Origin of the sequence: Bacillus sp. EKM206B (genome assembly GCF_011066015.1) — a bacterium.
In the GTDB taxonomy this organism is placed as follows: Bacteria; Bacillota; Bacilli; order Bacillales; family Bacillaceae; genus Bacillus; species Bacillus velezensis.
This window is the reverse complement of record NZ_JAAMNL010000003.1, coordinates 401866-421113: the sequence shown is the minus strand read 5'-3', so window position 1 is coordinate 421113 and position 19248 is coordinate 401866. Positions and strand designations below refer to the sequence as shown.

The following is a 19248-nucleotide window of genomic DNA, read 5'->3' as shown; positions in this document are numbered from 1 at the left end:
AATGACATGAAAAAAACGACCGCTGTATGTTTGGTGCTGATGATGCTCTTCTTGTTTACCGCCGGCTGTTCACAAGAACGGACTGCCGGCCGGCCGGGAGAAACAGAGCTGACGTTTTGGACGTTTAACGGTCTGCACGAACAGTTTTATCAGGAAATGGTCAAAGAATGGAATCAGAAATATCCGGATCGCAAAATCAAGCTGAATACCGTTGTTTATCCTTATGGACAAATGCATGATAATTTATCGGTTTCGCTGATCGCGGGTGAGGGGCTTCCCGATATAGCCGACGTGGAATTAAGCCGGTTCTCGAACTTTCTGAAGGGGAAGGATATCCCGCTTGCCGATCTGACGCCGCTGATTGAAAAAGACCGCGATAAGTTTGTGGAAGCGCGTCTGGCCTTATACAGCAAAAACGGAAAATTGTACGGCCTTGATACACATGTGGGGACGACCGTCATGTTTTACAACATGGATATCATGAAAAAAGCGGGCGTTGATCCCGCCTCCATTAAGACATGGGAAGATTACCGGCGGGCAGGGAAAAAAGTGCGTGAGACCGCTGGGAAACCGATGGGAACGGTTGAAACAAACGACTCCGCCACATTCCTATCCATGATTTCGCAGCAAGGGTCAGGCTACTACAGCAAAAACGGAAAATTGATTCTGAACAGCAAGACGAATACAGACACACTGAATTATGTAAAGGACATGGTAAATGATAAAACCCTTCTGCCGGCTCCCGGCGGCGGCCATCACAGCGAAGAATACTACGGTTTTATGAATCAGGGCGGGGCAGCCTCAGTGCTGATGCCCATTTGGTACATGGGACGGTTTATCGATTATATGCCTGATTTAAAAGGAAAAATGGCGATTTACCCTATGCCGGCCTGGAAAGAAGGCGGTGACAGATCAGCGGGTTTAGGCGGAACAGCCACCGTCGTGCCGAAGCAGGCTGAACATCTGAAGCTCGCGAAAGAATTTCTCGGTTTTGCGAAAGGTTCGAAGGAAGGGAATATAAAGCTTTGGACGGTGCTCGGCTTTGACCCGCTCCGCTGGGACGTGTGGGATTCAAAAGAATTGAAGAAGAAAAACAAGTACACGGATTTCTTCCGGAACGGTACGTCAATTTTTTCCTCGCTCCTTGAAATAAAAGATGAGATCAATCCGATTTATCTGCATGAAGACTTCTCTAAAGCGGCTGATCTCGTTGTCAGACAAGTGCTGTTCGATGCGCTGAAGACGCAGGAAAAAACACCTAAGGAAGCCTTGGACGAGGCGGCAGAGCAATTAGAGAAATAGGAGAAGCCGCCCTATTTAACAGTGAAAGCGGGGGAGCTTTTATGAGACCTGTAAAGACAGAGACAGCGCAAACCGTTTCTGCAGTCCGGAAGAAGCCGCGCCGGCGCAATGTGCTGTATTCAAAAAAAGCGGCGCCTTATCTTTTTACGGCGCCATTTATCATTTCGTTTCTCGTTTTCTTTTTGTATCCGATTATCAGCGTGTTTATCATGAGCTTTCAACGGATACTGCCGGAAGAAATTACATTTGTCGGGTTTTCCAATTATACCGCTCTTCTTAATCCAACCTTTTATACGGCATTATTTAACACATTGGAATATACCTTCTGGACGCTGATTGTGCTGATTCCGGTGCCGCTTCTTTTGGCGGTGATTCTGAATTCGAAGCTCGTCAGGTTCAGAAATGTGTTTAAATCGGCTCTGTTTGTACCGGCTTTAACATCGACGATCGTAGCGGGGATTATTTTCCGTCTGATGTTCGGAGAAATGAATACGTCGCTTGCAAACGAGCTGATGATGAAGCTTGGCGCATCACCCCAAAACTGGCTCAACAACAAAGGCACCGGCATGTTTTTAATGGTGCTGCTTGCGTCATGGAGGTGGATGGGGATTAACATTCTTTACTTTCTGGCGGGATTGCAAAACGTGCCGAAAGAATTGTATGAAGCGGCTGAAATTGACGGGGCGAGTACGTGGAAAAAGTTCCGGCATATTACCCTTCCATTTTTAAAGCCGGTGTCCGTTTATGTGTTAACGATCAGTATTATCGGCGGTTTCAGAATGTTTGAGGAAAGCTATGTGCTTTGGCAGAATAATTCCCCGGGCAATATCGGCCTCACGCTTGTCGGTTATTTATATCAGCAGGGGCTTGCATACAACGAAATGGGGTACGGGGCCGCAATCGGAATTGTCCTTTTGCTTGTCATCTTACTAGTCAGTCTTGTTTCACTGAAACTGTCCGGTTCGTTTAAAGGGGAGGGATAAGCGTTGCGTAACAATCACATGTCTTCCGTGTACAGAGTTGCGTTTACCTTGTTTTTTATCATGCTGAGCCTGTTGTATATCTTTCCGATGATCTGTCTATTGCTCGGTTCTTTAAAGCCGTCATCTGAGCTGATGCGTATCGGGCTGAATCTGCGTCTTGATCCGGATGTGATGAGCCTTGATAACTACACCTATTTGTTCAACGGGGGGAGCATTTATTTCAAATGGTTTTTTAACAGCCTGCTGCTCGGCGTTCTCACCACGGTTCTCACGCTGTTTTTTTCCTCTTTGATCGGCTACGGACTTGGTGTCTACGAATTTAAAGGCAGAAATATTATTTTCGTTCTTGTGCTGATCATTATGATGGTGCCTCTTGAAGTGATGATGCTTCCGTTGTTCAAATTGACGGTGGGTCTTCATTTGATCGATTCTTATACTGGGGTGATTCTGCCGTTTATTGTGTCGCCTGTCGCCGTGTTCTTTTTCCGGCAATATGCGCTCGGACTTCCGAAGGATCTGCTTGATTCAGCGAGAATGGACGGCTGCACCGAATTCGGCATTTTTTTCAGAATTATGGCGCCGCTCATGAAACCGGCATTCGGGGCAATGATCATTCTTCAATCTTTAAACAGCTGGAATAACTTTTTATGGCCGCTGATCGTGCTTCGGTCGAAAGAAATGTTTACGCTTCCAATCGGACTTTCAGGGCTGCTGAGTCCGTACGGCAACAACTATGACATGCTGATTTCCGGGTCCGTTTTTGCGATACTGCCGGTGATCATCATATTCTTGTTTTTCCAAAAATACTTCATTTCCGGACTCACAGTAGGCGGAGTGAAGGGATAGAGAGAGGGAGGAAATATAATGAAAAAAGCGGGGATTACAGCAGATAAAGAATATATCATCGGTGAAGTGGACAAACGGATGTACGGATCATTTATAGAACATATGGGCCGGGCGGTGTATGAAGGCATTTATGAGCCCGGACACCCGAAAGCCGACAAGGACGGTTTCAGAACAGACGTGCAGGAGTTAATCAAGGAGTTGCAAGTGCCGTTCATCCGCTATCCGGGAGGGAATTTTCTCTCGGGATACAATTGGGAAGACGGCGTCGGGCCGGTGAAGGACCGCCCGCGGAGGCTAGATTTGGCATGGCAGACGACAGAAACGAACGAAGTAGGGACGAATGAATTTTTAACGTGGGCGAAAAAAGTGAACGCCGAAGTGAATATGGCGGTCAATCTCGGGACGAGAGGGATCGATGCCGCCCGGAACCTCGTCGAATACTGCAACCATCCTGAAGGATCATACTGGAGCGACTTACGAAAATCGCACGGATATGAAAAACCTTACGGCATCAAAACATGGTGCTTAGGAAATGAGATGGACGGCCCTTGGCAGATCGGTCATAAAACGGCGCATGAATACGGACGGCTCGCCGCTGAAACGGCAAAGGTGATGAAATGGACGGACCCGACGATCGAATTGGTGGCTTGCGGAAGCTCAAACAGCGGCATGCCGTCCTTCATCGAGTGGGAGGCCGAGGTGCTTGAGCATACGTACGAGCATGTGGATTACATCTCACTGCATACGTATTACGGCAACCATGAAAATGATCTTGAGAACTATTTGGCGAAGTCGATGGATTTAGACCATTTTATTAAATCCGTCACAGCCGTATGTGATTATATGAAAGCGAAAAAACGCAGCAAAAAAACGATTCACCTTTCTTTAGATGAATGGAATGTGTGGTATCACTCAAATGAAGCGGATAAAAAAGTGGAGCCATGGATTACGGCCCGGCCGATTCTTGAAGACATCTACAATTTTGAAGATGCGCTGTTGATCGGTTCACTGCTGATTACGATGCTGCAGCATGCGGACAGACTAAAGATCGCCTGTCTCGCCCAGCTTGTCAACGTAATTGCGCCTATCATGACCGAAAAGGGCGGAGAAGCATGGAGACAGCCGATCTTTTACCCTTACATGCACGCCTCTGTATACGGGAGAGGGACTTCAATGAAGCTGCTGATCACCTCCCCGAAATACGACTCGGCGGACTTTACGGATGTGCCGTATGTTGATGCCGCGGCCGTTTACCATGAAGAGGATGAAGCACTGACCATTTTTGCCGTCAACAAAAGCAAGGAACTGATGGAAACGGAGATCAAACTGAGGGGGTTTGAAGATTACCGCATCATTGAGCATATCGTGCTGGAGCATCAGGATATGAAAGCGACCAATCAAAAAAACAGAAATGAAGTCACGCCTCACTCAAACGGAACGTCTTCGGCAAATGCTGAAGGGATAACGGCTCATTTTACTCCGCTGTCCTGGAATGTCATCCGTTTATCAGGCAAATAATGTTCCGAAAAGCCGGGCTGCGCCGCCGGCTTTTTTTTACGCAAAAATCATCTCCCGTTATCTGATAATTGTGATAATATTTAGAAAAAGAGAAAAGGGGCTGGGATTAAATGAATGCGATTACAATCGTCATAGCGTCTATATGTATTCTGGCGATCGCCTATCGGCTTTACGGTACCTTTATGATGGTCAAAGTATTAAAAATCAATGATCAGACACCGACTCCGGCCCATGTGCTTGAGGATGGGAAAGATTATGTGCCAACGAATAAGTGGGTGTCATTCGGCCACCACTTCGCGGCAATCGCCGCTGCCGGCCCGCTTGTCGGACCGATTCTGGCAGCTCAGTTCGGCTATCTGCCCGGGCTTTTATGGCTGTTAATCGGGGCGGTGATCGGAGGAGCCGTGCACGATATTGTCGTATTGTTTGCATCAATGCGGAAAAACGGGAAAACGCTTTCTGAAGTCGCCAAAGAAGAGCTCGGCCCGGTGGCGGGTTTTTGCACGGGTCTCTCGATGCTGTTTATCATTACGATCACGATGGCGGGGCTGTCCATGGTTGTGCTGCACGCGCTTGAGAAAAACCCGTGGGGAACGTTTGCGGTGGGGATTACGATTCCGATCGCGATGGGGGTCGGCCTCTACTATAAAAAAACGGGCAATCTCAAACTCGCATCAACTGTCGGGTTTCTTTTGTTAATGGCCGGTGTTGTCATCGGGCCGCGGCTGCAGACAACGGCTCTCGGGGACATGCTGACACTGGATGCGAAAACGCTTGCAGTGGCGCTTCCTGTCTATGCATTTTTCGCCGCGGCGCTTCCGGTTTGGCTTTTGCTGGCTCCGCGTGACTATTTAAGCAGTTTTATGAAAATCGGGGTTTTTGCCGCTTTGATCGCGGGCGTCTTTTTCGTCAATCCCGCCATTAAATTTCCGGCCGTAACGGAGTTTATTCACGGCGGAGGGCCGGTGATCGCGGGTCCTGTCTGGCCGTTTATTTCAATAACGATTGCCTGCGGCGCCATTTCGGGTTTTCATGCATTTGTCGGTTCCGGCACAACACCGAAAATGCTGGATAAATGGAGTGATATAAAGCCGGTTGCTTTCGGAGCGATGCTTGTGGAATGTCTCGTCGGAATTATGGCGCTCATTGCAGCTGCCGCTCTCGAGCCCGCCGACTATTTTGCTATTAACAGCACGCCTGAAATATTCCGCACCCTCGGGATGAATGTCGTCCATCTGCCTGAATTGAGTAAAGAAATCGGGCTCAGTCTGGAAGGAAGAACGGGCGGCGCTGTTACGCTTGCTGTCGGAATGACGTATATCTTTACGGAGATTCCGTTTTTCAGTCATTTGGCTTCATACTTTTTTCAATTCGTCATTATGTTTGAAGCGGTGTTTATTTTAACGGCGATTGATGCGGGAACCCGTGTCGCCCGGTACTTGATTCAAGAGTTTTTCGGAGAGGTCTATAAGCCGCTGAAAAAAACAGACTGGCTGCCGGGCTCGATTTTCTCAAGCGCGCTCGCCTGCCTGCTGTGGGGCTATCTTCTGTATTCGGGCGACATCAGCTCCATTTGGGCGCTGTTCGGCGTATCCAATCAGCTTATGGCGTCTGTCGGCTTAATTATCGGTGCGACCGTCGTATTAAAAATAGCGGATAAGCGGCGCTATATGCTGACATGCCTGATTCCTCTCGCTTATTTGTACGTGACCGTCAACTATGCGGGTTATTGGATGGTGCGGTATGTGTATTTGAACCCCGAAGCGGCGGGATACAACGTGCTGAATGGCGTTTTATCCATTATCATGCTCATTCTTGGGCTTGTGATTATCATTGCGGCTGTGAAAAAATGGGCGAATGTATGGCGTGATCCGAGTGCCAGACTGGAAGCTTCAATACCCGGATAAATCCGCGGCCGTCCGAACATTGCAGCATCATAAAAAAGCAGAGAGCCGATCGGTCTCTCTGCTTTCATCTTATGACAAATCCGCCGCTTCCAAAAGGTAATCCGCCAAATGAACCGCGCGGACACGGCCTGTTAATCCTTCGCGTAAAATGCCGAGTTGCATTTGCAGAAGGCATCCGGGATTGGCTGTCACGATGACGGCCGCCTCCGTTTTTCCGGCGGCTTTCATCTTACTGTCTAATATTTTCATAGACATCTCTGACTCTGTTATATTATAAATTCCCGCCGACCCGCAGCAACTGTCGGCCTTTTCCATTTCTCTGTACTCAGCCCCTTTAATGCTTTTCAAAAGCGTGCGCGGTTCCTCGGACGTATGCATCACATTGCGAAGATGGCAGGAGTCCTGATATGTGACGATATGAGGAGACTGCGCCCGCAGGTTTTTTTGATGGAACTTCAGATCAACCAGTACGGATGAAAAGTCTTTGAGCTTCCGGACGAATTGTTCGGCACGTTCCGCCCATCCAGGTTCATCTTTCAGTAAATGCGGATATTCCTGAAGAAAGGCGCCGCATCCGCCGGCGTTTGTAATGATATAATCAGCGTCAAGCGCCTCAAAAGCCGCGATATTCCGCTTGGCCAGTTCTTTTCCCATCTCTTTTTCTCCGCTGTGCCCGTGAAGCGCGCCGCAGCACGCCTGGCCGTCCGGAACCGCGATTTCACACCCGGCCGCCTGTAAAAGCGCCGTTGTCGCATGATTTGTCGCTAAAAACATCGTATCCATTAAGCAGCCCGAGAAAAAAGCGGCCCGTTTTTGGACGAGACCCGCGGCAGGAAGAAAACGCGGCCTTTCCTTCATGTCTTTCCGTTTCGGGGCGGGCGGGAGCACTTGTTCCATTGTGCGCAGATGTTCAGGCAAAACGCGCAGCATACCGGTTTTTCTGACGGCGGTCTGCAGTCCCGATCTTTGGTATATTCCGAGAAGATTCACGGCTGTCTGCATGCGGTTTTGATGAGGGAAAAGCCCGGTGAAGGCGGCTTTCCGCAAGAGGCGCACGCCCGGCTTATGTTTTTTATTTTGATGAATGATATCCCTCGCTTCTTCAAGCAGCTGTCCGTAATTGACCCCTGCCGGACAAACGGGCTCGCATGCCCGGCATCCGAGACACAGCGAAAGTGAGCGCTCGACATCTTCATCCGGCTCGATCAGTCCGTCAGTGACGGCTTTCATCAGGGCGATCCGGCCGCGCGGCGAATGGGATTCTTGAAATCCCGATTCAATATAGGTCGGACAGGAAGGAAGGCAGAAGCCGCAGCGCATACAGTTCAGCAATTCACCTTCATCCATGCGGTTTTTGAATTCTGTTTGAATTTGTTGCTGCTCTTTAGCCGTTGTCATTTCATCACCACCACGCGTTTCCTTGATGAATTGGCGAATATTTTTCCCGGATTCAGCAGATTTTGGGGATCAAGCGCTTGTTTGATCGCTTTCATGGCGGTGATGCCTTCTGTTTTCAGTTTCATTTCTAAATACGGCGCTTTTACGATGCCGACCCCGTGTTCACCTGTTATCGTCCCGCCCAGCTCAATCGCTTTTTCAAAAATGGCGGCAAAAGCTTTTTCGACACGTTCCATTTCCTCTGTATTTCGGATATCGGTGGTGCACGTCGGATGGAGGTTGCCGTCTCCGGCATGGCCGAATGTGCAGATGGACAGGCCGTATGTTTCTGCAATCTCGTTAATGGCTTTGACCATGCTCGCAATTTGTGATCTCGGCACGGTCGCATCTTCCAGAATCGTTGTCGGTTTCAGCCGGGCAAGGGCTGATAATGCGGACCGTCTGGCCTCTGTAAGCGCGAATGCCTCTTCCTCGGTTTCAGCCGTTTGGACGGATACGGCGGCTCCGTTTTTACAAATCGCTTCGATTTTTTCCATATCTCGTCTGACCGTGTCGATGTCACCGTCCTGTTCGATCAGCAGCACCGCTTTTGCGTCGGTCGGAAGCCCGATCTTGGCGTAATCTTCAATGACCTGCAGTGTCGGCTGATCCAGAAATTCGAGTGTCGCCGGAATGATTTTTTCAGCGATGATGGCAGAAACCGATTCCGCAGCCGCTTCAATATGTTCATAGAGTGCAAGCAGCGTTTTTTTCGTTTCCGGCTTCGGAACCAGCTTTAAAGTCGCTTCCGTCACAACGCCGAGCGTCCCTTCTGATCCGACGAAAAGCCGGGTCAGATCATAACCGGCGACATCCTTTGTCAGCTTTCCTCCTGTGCGGATGATATCGCCTGAAGCCAATACGGCTTCAAGGCCGAGGACATAATCCCGGGTGACGCCGTACTTCAAACCGCGCAGCCCGCCGGAATTTTCATTAATATTCCCGCCGATTGTCGATATTTTCATGCTGCTCGGATCAGGCGGATAAAATAAACCTTTTTGTTCAACCGCACGGATCATATCTTGCGTAATCACGCCCGGCTGGACGGTTGCCGTCAAATTTTCTTCATCGATTTCTAGAATGCGGTTCATATGTTTGAATAAAAGCACAAGCCCGCCTTCAGACGGACATGTGCCGCCGCATAAGTTTGTGCCTGAACCCCTCGGCACGATCGGAATGTCATGCCTGCTGCAAATCGTTAATATACGGGACACGTCATCCGCGCTGCGGGGGGCGATTACCGCATCCGGCATGGCTTGCAGCTGAGGAGCCGCATCATAAGAATACACAAGACGGCCCGCCGCCGAATCATCATAATTCTCCTTCCCGACCGTCCGGATGAACGCTTCTTTTGCCTCTCGTGAAATCATGTTCTCCCAACCTCCCTGATAAGAAAAGCGTTTTCATTTAATTGTAAAGAAAAACGATTCCGCATACTATGGAGAAACATATGAAAAATGATGATATGATTACGTGCTTTTTGTATGTTGATCTAAAAAGCGCAGCGCCAAATAAAAAGCCGTTATGTCTTCAGGGCGGTCCAGCTTCATATTTGTCAGTGATTCCAGTTTGGAAAGACGGTAGCGCAATGTGTTGATATGAATATGCATATCGTCGGCGGTGCGCTTTAACGATAATTGCCGGCCGAAAAAGGCGCGCAGCGTATCCAGAAGTTCTTCCCGGCCGAGTACATGCTCGAGAACCCGCCGTGAAAATTCCGACCTCGTGCGGGGTGTGATATCGGCAAGACACATATCCAGTTTTAAATCTTCTTCAAAGACGGCCTGCTTGTCACCGATTCCGGCTGAAAGTGCTTTATCTGCCTGTTCGTATGATTCCGTGAGGCGCTCTCCCGGAACGATCCGTCCGATGCCGGCGGTGACAGGCTGCCCAAAAACGGCGCCGATCTTTTTAATGAGCTGTGTTTTGGAAGCCGAATTTGCTTCATGATTAATGAGAATGCGTTCATTTCCCCAGCGGACAAACAGGTCTTCAGGGCATTCGTACTGCCAGAGCCGCCCGAGCTCCTCCGCTTTATATTGCTCATAACGGCCTTGAATGAGTATGATCCGGCGGTATGCATGAAGGTCTGCGCCGATGAGCTTTGCTTTTTCTAAAAAGCCCGGAGACCATTCTTTCAGCTGCAGCCAATCAACCATAAAGGATTCAAGCATTCTCGCACGCCACTGCGCTTCTTCCATATGGCGCGTTTCTTTAATAAACAGCTCCGTCATTTTTCTGAGCAATTCTCCGAAAGGCAGGATATCGTCAGGGTCTCCTGTCAGGCCGAATACTCCGATCACTTCATGGCCTGAAAAAACGGGGAGGTTCAGTCCTGCTTTTACGCCCTCGAGCCGTTTTTCATCTTCTTTCGTAATGATGACATTCCGTTTTTCGCGCGCGCAGATCAGTGCGCCTTCATGAAACCATCCGGCGCGCGCCTCGTTGGTGCCCGCGATGATCATGCCTTTTGTATCGGCAATAATCACTTCGCGGCTGTACATATGTTTGACTTCGGCAATCAATTTCTTTGCCAGTTCCGGCTGTAACTGCATGGCGATCCCCCTCGCCATTATTATACAAAAAAAACCGGGTGTCCCATCACCCGGTTCATGCTTATTGCGCAGGTTTTAATCCGCCTTCAAGTGTTTTGAGCATTTCATTTTTTTCTGAGTCCGACGCATGCTGCCAAAGAACTTCGAATAAGACGCCGAGGCCCGGAAGCATTTTTTCTTCACCGCTTTGGATGGCGTCAACGATAGTATGCTCCAGCTGATCCTGGTTATTGCCGGTTACATTGGCAATAACGGCGTTGCGTAAATTTAGATCCATTACAACCGCTCCTTTTTCTGAATGTGATACGCATATTCTTACCGCGCACGCGGTTTATTATGTGCTGTTCTTAAGATATAATAACAACATGCATGAAAAAAGGAGAGCACAGACATAAAGTGAAACGAATCGACTCTGCAAAAAACCAAAAAGTGAAGGACTGGAAAAAACTTCACACAAAAAAAGAGAGACTTAAAACGAATACATTTCTGATAGAAGGAGAGCATCTGGCAGAAGAAGCACTCAAATCAAAGGGAACGGTAAAAGAAATTCTCGTAAACGATGAGAGCGCCATCCCGGCCGATCTGGACATGAGCATTCCGTGCTACGTGCTGAGCGAAGACGCGTTTTCAGCCGTGACGGAAACAGAAACGCCGCAGCGGATCGCCGCGGTCTGCCATATGCCGGATAAGCAGCCTGATCAGCTGAAGCGGCTGCTTCTGATTGATGCCGTGCAGGACCCGGGGAATTTAGGAACAATGATCAGAACGGCAGATGCGGCGGGAATCGACGCCGTTGTCCTTGGTGAGGGAACAGCAGACCCGTACAATGGAAAAACGCTGCGTTCAGCACAAGGTTCTCATTTTCATATTCCCATTTTGAAACGTCCGCTTGATGAGTTTACCGCTGAGCTGAAATCACAAGGCGTCGCGATCTACGGCACGGCGCTTGAAAACGGTGCGGCTTATCAAAGCGTGAAGCCTGAAGAATCGTTCGCGTTAATCGTCGGGAACGAGGGGGCGGGAGTGGACGCCGGCCTTCTGCAAAAAACGGATCTCAACCTGTACGTTCCGCTGTATGGACAGGCGGAATCGCTGAATGTAGCGGTAGCGGCCGCCATCCTCGTTTATCATCTCAGAGGATAGGTTGCGAAAAGCCTTGGATTTCACTATAATAGATAGCAATAATGTAAAAACCGTGACAGAGGACGTCAATTTTTGCACACACTGCCTTCCAGGGAGAAAATGCCGCTGACTGAAAGCATTTTTATCGCAGCACAAAAATTGATTTTCACCTCTCGAGTTGTCACCGGGACCGCGCCAAACGCGCGTAAAGGTGAACCGGAACGATCGTTTCCGTTATGTCAATGAAGCTGTCGGCAGATGAAGTCTGCCTTAAAAAGGGTGGTACCGCGGCCACAACTCGTCCCTTCTCTCAAGGGGCGGGTTTTTTTGTTTTCTGAAAAAGGCATAGAACGGTTTGGTTTACATAAAAGGAGGATGCATGATGGAAGAGAAGCTTAAACAGCTTGAACTGGAAGCTGCAGAAAAAGTAGAAGCGGCGGGTTCATTAAAAGAAGTTAACGACATTCGGGTGCAATATCTCGGAAAAAAAGGGCCGATTACAGAAGTTCTCCGCGGCATGGGCAAACTGTCCGCCGAAGAGCGCCCGAAAATGGGAGCGCTCGCCAATGAAGTGAGAGAGCGCATTGCAGCAGCCATTACGGCGAAAAATGAACAGCTTGAACAAGAAGAGATGAATAAAAAACTCAGCAGCCAGACGATTGACGTCACATTGCCGGGCAGTCAGGTAAACATCGGCGGGCGCCATCCGCTGACGGTCGTTATTGAAGAAATTGAAGATTTATTTATCGGCATGGGATATACCGTCGAAGAAGGCCCTGAAGTGGAAACGGATTATTACAACTTTGAGGCGCTGAACCTGCCGAAGGAACATCCGGCCCGCGACATGCAGGACAGCTTTTACATTACAGAAGAAATGCTGATGAGAACGCAGACGTCACCGGTGCAGACGCGCACGATGGAAAAGCATAAAGGAAAAGGCCCCGTCAAAATCATTTGTCCCGGTAAAGTGTATCGCCGCGACAACGATGACGCGACACATTCCCATCAGTTCATGCAGATCGAGGGTCTCGTCGTGGACCGCAAAATCAGCATGAGCGACCTGAAAGGCACGCTTGAATTGGTCGCCAAAAAAATGTTCGGCCAAGACCGTGAAATCAGGCTCCGTCCGAGCTTTTTCCCATTCACAGAGCCTTCTGTCGAGGTGGATGTGACCTGCTTTAAGTGCGGCGGACAAGGCTGCTCCGTCTGCAAAAAAACAGGCTGGATCGAAATTCTCGGCGCCGGCATGGTTCACCCGAACGTGCTGAAGATGGCTGGATTCAATCCTGAGGAATACCAGGGTTTTGCTTTCGGAATGGGTGTGGAACGTATCGCGATGCTGAAATACGGCATTGAAGATATCCGCCATTTCTATACCAATGATGTCAGATTCATTTCGCAGTTTAAACAGGCGTAAGAGGAGGATACACATGTTTGTTTCTTATAAATGGTTAGAAGATTACGTTGACTTGCAGGGAATCGACCCGGCCGTGCTTGCAGAAAAAATTACGAGAGCCGGTATTGAAGTTGAGGGTATCGAGTATAAAGGGGAGGGCGTAAAAGGCGTTGTCATCGGACACGTGCTTGAGCGCGAACAGCACCCGAATGCCGACAAACTCAACAAATGCCTTGTTGATATCGGTGCGGAGGAACCCGTGCAGATTATCTGCGGCGCCCCGAATGTTGATAAAGGACAGAAGGTTGCCGTTGCAACGGTCGGAGCCGTGCTTCCCGGCAATTTCAAGATTAAAAAAGCCAAGCTGCGCGGCGAAGCGTCTCACGGCATGATCTGTTCCCTTCAGGAGCTCGGCATTGAAAGCAAGCTCGTGGCGAAAGAATATGCGGAAGGCATTTTCGTTTTTCCGAATGATGCTGAAACGGGAGCTGACGCAATGGCGGCCCTTCAGCTTGATGATGCGATTTTAGAATTGGGCTTAACGCCGAACCGCGCCGACGCGATGAACATGCTTGGCGTGGCTTATGAAGTTGCGGCTATCCTCGGCGCAGAGGTAAAGCTTCCGGAGGCTTCATATGAAAAAGCGGCAGAAAAAGCGGCGGATGCTGTTTCCGTTAAGGTTGAAGATACGCAGGCCAATCCGCATTATGCCGCAAAAATCATTAAAAACGTCAAAATCGGCCCGTCTCCGCTATGGATGCAGACGAAGCTGATGAATGCAGGCATCCGCCCGCATAATAACGTCGTGGACATTACAAACTTCGTCCTCCTTGAGTACGGACAGCCGCTTCACGCTTTCGATTACGACCGGTTCGGTTCAAAAGAGGTCGTCGTCAGAAAAGCGGCGGAAAACGAAACCATCGTAACGCTGGATGAACAAGAGCGCAAGCTGTCAAGCAGCCATTTGGTCATCACAAACGGAAAAAAAGCGCAAGCCGTTGCGGGAGTCATGGGCGGAGCTGAGTCTGAAGTCCGTGAAGACACCACTGCGATTTTACTGGAGGCCGCTTATTTCGACGGACAGACCGTCCGCAAAGCGTCGAGAGACCTCGGATTGAGAAGCGAAGCGAGCGCCAGATATGAAAAAGGCATTGATCCGGCACGCGTTTTGCTGGCGGCTGAACGGGCCTGCAGTCTCATTCAGGCATATGCCGGCGGAGAAGTGCTCTCAGGCACGGTTGAAGAAAACCATCTGAAAATCGAAGCAAACAATATTCACGTGTCTGTTGAAAAAGTGAACGCCGTGCTCGGCATGACAATCGCTAAAGAAGAAATCATCAGCATTTACAAGCGCCTCGGGTTTGCAGTCGGTGAAGCTGAAGACGTTCTCGTCGTAACGGTGCCGTCGCGCCGCGGAGATATTAGAATAGAAGAAGACCTGATTGAAGAAGCGGCGAGATTGTACGGGTATGACAATATTCCGTCCACGCTTCCGGAAACGGCCGGCACGACAGGCGGCTTGACACCGTATCAGGCAAAACGCCGGAAAGTGAGACGTTTCCTTGAAGGAGCGGGTCTTTCACAAGCGACCACTTATTCATTAACGAATGATAAAAAAGCGGCCGCTTTTGCGATCGAAAAATCATTCAACACGATGCTTGCTCTGCCGATGAGCGAAGAAAGAAGCATTCTCAGACACAGCCTCGTGCCGAATCTTCTTGAAGCCGTTTCATACAATCTGGCCAGACAGACTGATTCCGTTGCTTTATATGAAACGGGTTCTGTATTTCTGACGAAAGAAGAAAACACAAAACCGGTTGAAAAAGAACGGGTTGCCGGAGCTGTAACCGGATTGTGGCGCAAAAATTTATGGCAGGGTGAGAAAAAGCCGGTTGATTTCTTCGTCGCCAAAGGAATCGTTGAAGGCCTGCTGCATCAATTGAATGTGTCAGACCGTGTTGAATTTGTCCAGTCAGAACGCAAAAACATGCATCCCGGCCGGACGGCAAACATTCTATTGAACGGTTCGCTTGCCGGATTTATCGGCCAGGTGCATCCGGCAATGGAAAAAGAGCTGGATATCAAAGAAACGTATGTGTTCGAGCTTGATCTGCACGCGCTTCTGACCGAGGAAACAGAACCTGTCGTGTATACGCCGATTCCGAAGTACCCGTCCGTCACGCGCGATATTGCGCTTGTGGCAGATAAAACCGTTACAAGCGGACAGCTCGAAGCCGTGATCAAAGAAGCCGGCGGCGCGCTGCTGAAAGAAGTCACCGTATTTGATGTGTACGAAGGTGAGCATATGGAAGAAGGCAAAAAATCCGTCGCCTTCTCGCTCCAATATGTTAACCCTGAACAAACATTGACAGAAGAAGAAGTGACAAAAGTACATGAAAACGTGCTGAAAGCGCTGGAAGAAACGTATCAGGCCGTATTAAGAGGATAAAGAAAAAGCTTGCAGATCACTCTGCAAGCTTTTTTATTATGACCGCTTCCGTTCAACAAGGCGTTTCGCTTTTTGCGTATTGGCAAAATGAAGTTTGGTGAACGTTCTGAGCGCACCTTCTCCCTTATTGATGATCAGCTTGGCGGCAGCTTCATCGACGTGGGGCCCCGCGCCTTTCGGAATCGTCATCCCAGCCTCTCGGGAAAGCTTATCCATTTCAATTAAGAAAGAATATCGCGCAATAATAGAGGCTGCGGCGACGGAAAGATGTATGCTTTCCGCTTTCGTGCTGAAAAACGTTTTTTCTTTTACGATATCCCGTCCGGAAAGATGCTTAAAATAAATGCCGGGCTCTGCGAATTGGTCAATCAGAATCGCTTCCGGTTTAACGCCGTTCATTTTTCTCAGCAGATTGGAAATCGCCTGATTATGAAGGAGCGCCTTCATTTTTCCTTGGCTCATGCCTTTTTCCTGCATCTGATTGTATTTTTCGTTTTTTAACACAAGCAGGCTGTAAGGAATAGTTTTAATTAACAGTTTGGCGATTTCAATAATCTGCGGATCTTTTAAATCCTTCGAATCCTTCACACCGAGTTCTTTCATTAAAGAAAGCTTTGTTTTGTCGGCGTAGGCGCAGGCAACCGTTATCGGCCCGAAGTAATCGCCTGTTCCGACTTCATCAGAGCCGATTACTGACATGGAGGCAATGCCCGCCGGGGGAGCGTAGAGCGGATCGGCCGCTTTTTTGACGGTTTTCTTTGCTTTCGGCGCCTCAGCCGTTCCCCAGCGGGCCGCTTCTGTGCCGGCGTTTTTTCCTTGAAAGAGAACCTTGCCCGAGCGGTAGGCTGTAATGGTACAGCCCAGAGGCTTGGCCTGGAAGACGGCGCCCTGCGGAACGGCGGGAGTAAGGGAGCCGGCATAGGATTGTTTCATTTGTTCCATAGCGGAAGCGGATACTTTTATAACAGAATGGGACACGATATAATCTCCTTTTTTGGCACTTTTCACTGTATATACCAGTGTATCATAACAGCCCGAGGCTCGTCTTTCCATTCAAACGATAATCGTGGTATGATAGGAACTAGGATTCTCACGGAATGGAGGAGAAACGTTGTCTGACGGCAAAAAAACCAAAACGACAGTAAACATTTACGGCCAGCACTTCACCATTATCGGGGAAGAAAGCAAAGCGCACATGCGCCATGTGGCCGGAGTGGTTGATGATAAAATGAGAGAAATCAACGAGAAAAATCCATATCTTGATATAAATAAGCTCGCTGTATTGACTGCGGTCAATGTCGTGCATGATTATATGAAACTGCAAGAAAAATATGAAATACTGGAGCGGCAGCTTAAAGAAAAGGAATGAACACCATATGATAGATATCATCATCTTAGTTTTGCTCTTAATGGGCACATTGCTTGGATTAAAAAGAGGATTTATCCTCCAATTTATATATTTAACGAGTTTCATCCTCTCGATTGCGTTTGCGGCGCTTTTTTACAAAAATCTGGCCCCGCATCTGAGCTTTATACCCGCGCCTGATTTTTCCGGCGGGCAGGCGGCTCTGTCTTTTATTAAAGGAAACGTAGAGACGGCTTATTACAACGCGATCGCGTTTGTCATTTTGTTTATCATTGCAAAGATTCTGCTCCGGATTATCGGAGCGGCGCTTAATATCATCGCCAGCATTCCGGTCATTAAACAGATCAACAAACTGCTGGGCGGGGTGCTTGGGTTTCTGGAAGTCTATTTATTTGCGTTTATCCTGTTATACGTCGCATCCGTACTGCCAGTAAGCGCGCTTCAGGATATGCTCGCACAATCGACGCTTGCAAATATCATCACACATCATACGCCGTATCTGTCAGGGCTCCTGCAAGAACTGTGGGCCCAGTACGGGGCATAAAAAACTTCTCTTGACCGGAGAAGTTTTTTTCAAGCTCTGCGTCAGTTGTGCCGGAGGAGAAAAATTTGTATGATGAAAAGCAGGAAACGACTGGGGGTTAACAGTATGCATAAAAAAGATATCATCAGGCTGCTTGAAACGATTGCGGTCTATATGGAACTGAAAGGGGACAACCCGTTTAAAATATCAGCCTTCCGAAAAGCGGCAGCGGCGCTTGAGCAGGATGACCGCAGCCTGTCGGAAATCGACGACATGATGTCTTTATCCGGAATCGGAAAAGGCACCTACGGCGTCATTCGTGAATATATGCAGGAAGGTGTGTCCGGCACGCTTCTCCAATTGCAGAAAGAAGTTCCGGAAGGCTTGGTTCCTCTTTTGAAGCTTCCGGGCCTCGGCGGCAAAAAAATCGCCAAGCTGTATCAGGAACTGGGCGTTCATGACGCGGAATCGCTGAAAGAAGCATGCGAGCAGCAAAAAGTACAGGGGCTCGCCGGTTTCGGCAAAAAAACGGAGGAGAAAATCCTCCAGGCTCTCGGAGAAGCCGGAAAACAGCCGGAACGGTTTCCGATCGGCTATGCGCTCAGCATTGCTTCAGTAATTGAAGAACATTTGGCCCGGCTGACGGATATTCAGAAATATTCCCGGGCCGGCAGTCTTAGAAGAGCGCGGGAGACTGTAAAAGATCTCGATTACATTATCGCTACAGATCATCCGGAGGCTGTCAGAGAACAGCTTCTTTCCCTCCCGAACGTAAAAGACGTGATAGCGAGCGGGGATACAAAAGTATCAGTCATCCTGACCTTTGAATATGAGACGAGTGTGGATTTCCGGCTTGTGACAGAGGAACAGTTTGCCACCACACTGCATCATTTTACCGGTTCTAAAGATCACAACATTAAAATGCGCCAGCTGGCGAAAGAGCGCGGTGAACGGATCAGTGAATACGGAGTAGAAACCATAGAAACGGGAGACGTTAAAACATTCCCGAGCGAAGAAGCGTTTTACGCCCACTTCGGTCTGCCGTTTATTCCTCCTGAGCTCAGAGAAACCGGGCAGGAGGTCGACACGTACCGGGAAGAAACGGATCTTGTGGAGCATAAAGCGATAAAAGGCGATCTCCACATGCACTCAGCCTGGAGTGACGGCGCTTTTTCCATCAGAGAAATGGCAGAAGCGTGTATGGCAAAAGGCTATCAATACATGGCGATCACCGACCATTCCCAATATTTAAAGGTAGCCAACGGGTTAACGGCCGAACGGCTCAAAAAACAAGCGGAAGAAATTGACGCGTTAAATGCTGAATTTGAAAATTTTCATATTTTTAAAGGCGTAGAAATGGACATTCTCCCCGACGGTTCGCTCGATTATGATGACAGTGTTCTGTCGGAAATGGATCTTGTCATCGCGTCTATTCATTCAAGCTTCAGCCAGCCGGAGCATGTCATTATGAAACGGCTTGAACAGGCGCTGACGAATAAGCACGTGGACATTATCGCCCACCCGACGGGACGCCTGATCGGCAGACGGGCCGGCTATGAAGTCGACATCGACATGCTGATTGAACTCGCCGCTAAAACAAATACGGCGCTTGAACTGAATGCAAACCCCGCGCGCCTCGATTTACGGACTGAGCATCTGATCAAAGCAAATGAAAAAGGTGTGACTTTGGTCATTAATACCGATGCCCATAATATCGAGATGCTCGATGATATGAAAACGGGCGTGACCGCTGCGCGCAAAGGGTGGACGGAGACAAAACATGTGTTAAACGCCCGGCCGCTACACGAGGTCAAAGCATTTCTGACGCGCAATGATTAAGTAAG

16 protein-coding genes are annotated in these 19248 nt (G+C 49.0%); 11 read left to right on the top strand and 5 right to left on the bottom strand.

Annotation, left to right across the window (positions count from 1 at the left end):
* Window positions 1-6 precede the first annotated feature (6 nt).
* The 5 genes from araN to cstA all read left to right on the top strand — a co-directional run bounded on the left by araN (window position 7) and on the right by cstA (window position 6556).
* Complete coding sequence (gene araN, locus G9F50_RS08140; protein ID WP_060562710.1) at window positions 7-1302, top strand: arabinooligosaccharides ABC transporter substrate-binding protein AraN; 1296 nt, start codon at window positions 7-9, stop codon at window positions 1300-1302.
* Between the two features lie 41 nt (window positions 1303-1343).
* Entirely contained in the window at window positions 1344-2285 is a 942-nt protein-coding gene (araP, locus tag G9F50_RS08135; RefSeq protein ID WP_060562709.1) for an arabinooligosaccharides ABC transporter permease AraP, read from the top strand.
* A gap of 18 nt (window positions 2286-2303) precedes the next feature.
* Window positions 2304-3131, top strand: coding sequence for an arabinooligosaccharides ABC transporter permease AraQ (gene araQ, locus G9F50_RS08130; protein WP_032871724.1), 828 nt, complete (start codon window positions 2304-2306; stop codon window positions 3129-3131).
* An 18-nt stretch (window positions 3132-3149) separates the two neighbouring features.
* A complete protein-coding gene (gene arfA / locus G9F50_RS08125; protein ID WP_060562708.1) occupies window positions 3150-4649 on the top strand; it encodes an arabinosylfuranosidase ArfA in 1500 nt (499 codons plus the stop codon).
* Between the two features lie 110 nt (window positions 4650-4759).
* Window positions 4760-6556: a carbon starvation protein CstA gene (cstA, locus tag G9F50_RS08120; RefSeq protein WP_012118141.1), complete on the top strand. Its 1797-nt coding sequence runs from the start codon at window positions 4760-4762 to the stop codon at window positions 6554-6556.
* Window positions 6557-6625: 69 nt separating this feature from the next.
* Here cstA and G9F50_RS08115 read toward each other — a convergent pair whose 3' ends face one another.
* The 4 genes from G9F50_RS08115 to sspI all read right to left on the bottom strand — a co-directional run bounded on the left by G9F50_RS08115 (window position 6626) and on the right by sspI (window position 10825).
* Complete coding sequence (locus G9F50_RS08115; RefSeq protein WP_060562707.1) at window positions 6626-7954, bottom strand: (Fe-S)-binding protein; 1329 nt, start codon at window positions 7952-7954, stop codon at window positions 6626-6628.
* Window positions 7951-9363: a glycolate oxidase subunit GlcD gene (gene glcD / locus G9F50_RS08110; RefSeq protein WP_015417962.1), complete on the bottom strand. Its 1413-nt coding sequence runs from the start codon at window positions 9361-9363 to the stop codon at window positions 7951-7953. Before glcD ends, G9F50_RS08115 begins: the two co-directional genes overlap by 4 nt.
* A 99-nt stretch (window positions 9364-9462) precedes the next feature.
* Window positions 9463-10548: a CdaR family transcriptional regulator gene (locus G9F50_RS08105; RefSeq protein ID WP_060562706.1), complete on the bottom strand. Its 1086-nt coding sequence runs from the start codon at window positions 10546-10548 to the stop codon at window positions 9463-9465.
* A 61-nt stretch (window positions 10549-10609) separates the two neighbouring features.
* Window positions 10610-10825: a small acid-soluble spore protein SspI gene (sspI, locus tag G9F50_RS08100; protein WP_003152527.1), complete on the bottom strand. Its 216-nt coding sequence runs from the start codon at window positions 10823-10825 to the stop codon at window positions 10610-10612.
* 119 nt (window positions 10826-10944) lie between these two features.
* Between sspI and G9F50_RS08095 the strand changes: the two genes are divergently transcribed.
* The 3 genes from G9F50_RS08095 to pheT all read left to right on the top strand — a co-directional run bounded on the left by G9F50_RS08095 (window position 10945) and on the right by pheT (window position 15515).
* Window positions 10945-11691 carry a TrmH family RNA methyltransferase gene (locus tag G9F50_RS08095; protein WP_007408111.1) on the top strand — a complete coding sequence of 249 codons (747 nt, stop codon included), beginning with the start codon at window positions 10945-10947 and terminating at the stop codon, window positions 11689-11691.
* Between the two features lie 361 nt (window positions 11692-12052).
* Window positions 12053-13087 carry a phenylalanine--tRNA ligase subunit alpha gene (gene pheS / locus G9F50_RS08090; protein ID WP_003152530.1) on the top strand — a complete coding sequence of 345 codons (1035 nt, stop codon included), beginning with the start codon at window positions 12053-12055 and terminating at the stop codon, window positions 13085-13087.
* Between the two features lie 13 nt (window positions 13088-13100).
* Window positions 13101-15515, top strand: coding sequence for a phenylalanine--tRNA ligase subunit beta (gene pheT, locus G9F50_RS08085; protein WP_012118137.1), 2415 nt, complete (start codon window positions 13101-13103; stop codon window positions 15513-15515).
* Between the two features lie 36 nt (window positions 15516-15551).
* Here the strand turns inward: pheT and rnhC are convergent, their stop codons facing one another.
* The gene (gene rnhC, locus G9F50_RS08080) at window positions 15552-16493 is read right to left on the bottom strand and encodes a ribonuclease HIII (protein WP_060562705.1); all 942 of its coding nucleotides are present in this window, start codon (window positions 16491-16493) and stop codon (window positions 15552-15554) included.
* A gap of 133 nt (window positions 16494-16626) precedes the next feature.
* On the opposite strand from rnhC, the gene zapA reads away from it, so the two are divergent.
* From zapA to polX, 3 genes are all read left to right on the top strand, one after another.
* Entirely contained in the window at window positions 16627-16884 is a 258-nt protein-coding gene (gene zapA, locus G9F50_RS08075; RefSeq protein WP_007408114.1) for a cell division protein ZapA, read from the top strand.
* Between the two features lie 7 nt (window positions 16885-16891).
* Window positions 16892-17425, top strand: coding sequence for a CvpA family protein (locus G9F50_RS08070; RefSeq protein ID WP_007612958.1), 534 nt, complete (start codon window positions 16892-16894; stop codon window positions 17423-17425).
* Window positions 17426-17530: 105 nt separating this feature from the next.
* Window positions 17531-19243 carry a DNA polymerase/3'-5' exonuclease PolX gene (gene polX / locus G9F50_RS08065; RefSeq protein WP_043021588.1) on the top strand — a complete coding sequence of 571 codons (1713 nt, stop codon included), beginning with the start codon at window positions 17531-17533 and terminating at the stop codon, window positions 19241-19243.
* Window positions 19244-19248: the final 5 nt, after the last annotated feature.

What these genes read in the sequence shown, in the direction of transcription:
- araN (WP_060562710.1), top strand. Translation starts at nt 7, where the DNA reads ATGAAAAAAACGACCGCTGTATGTTTGGTGCTGATGATGCTCTTCTTG.
- araP (WP_060562709.1), top strand. Translation starts at nt 1,344, where the DNA reads ATGAGACCTGTAAAGACAGAGACAGCGCAAACCGTTTCTGCAGTCCGG.
- araQ (WP_032871724.1), top strand. Translation starts at nt 2,304, where the DNA reads ATGTCTTCCGTGTACAGAGTTGCGTTTACCTTGTTTTTTATCATGCTG.
- arfA (WP_060562708.1), top strand. Translation starts at nt 3,150, where the DNA reads ATGAAAAAAGCGGGGATTACAGCAGATAAAGAATATATCATCGGTGAA.
- cstA (WP_012118141.1), top strand. Translation starts at nt 4,760, where the DNA reads ATGAATGCGATTACAATCGTCATAGCGTCTATATGTATTCTGGCGATC.
- G9F50_RS08115 (WP_060562707.1), bottom strand. Translation starts at nt 7,954, where the DNA reads ATGACAACGGCTAAAGAGCAGCAACAAATTCAAACAGAATTCAAAAAC.
- glcD (WP_015417962.1), bottom strand. Translation starts at nt 9,363, where the DNA reads ATGATTTCACGAGAGGCAAAAGAAGCGTTCATCCGGACGGTCGGGAAG.
- G9F50_RS08105 (WP_060562706.1), bottom strand. Translation starts at nt 10,548, where the DNA reads ATGCAGTTACAGCCGGAACTGGCAAAGAAATTGATTGCCGAAGTCAAA.
- sspI (WP_003152527.1), bottom strand. Translation starts at nt 10,825, where the DNA reads ATGGATCTAAATTTACGCAACGCCGTTATTGCCAATGTAACCGGCAAT.
- pheS (WP_003152530.1), top strand. Translation starts at nt 12,053, where the DNA reads ATGGAAGAGAAGCTTAAACAGCTTGAACTGGAAGCTGCAGAAAAAGTA.
- pheT (WP_012118137.1), top strand. Translation starts at nt 13,101, where the DNA reads ATGTTTGTTTCTTATAAATGGTTAGAAGATTACGTTGACTTGCAGGGA.
- G9F50_RS08070 (WP_007612958.1), top strand. Translation starts at nt 16,892, where the DNA reads ATGATAGATATCATCATCTTAGTTTTGCTCTTAATGGGCACATTGCTT.
- polX (WP_043021588.1), top strand. Translation starts at nt 17,531, where the DNA reads ATGCATAAAAAAGATATCATCAGGCTGCTTGAAACGATTGCGGTCTAT.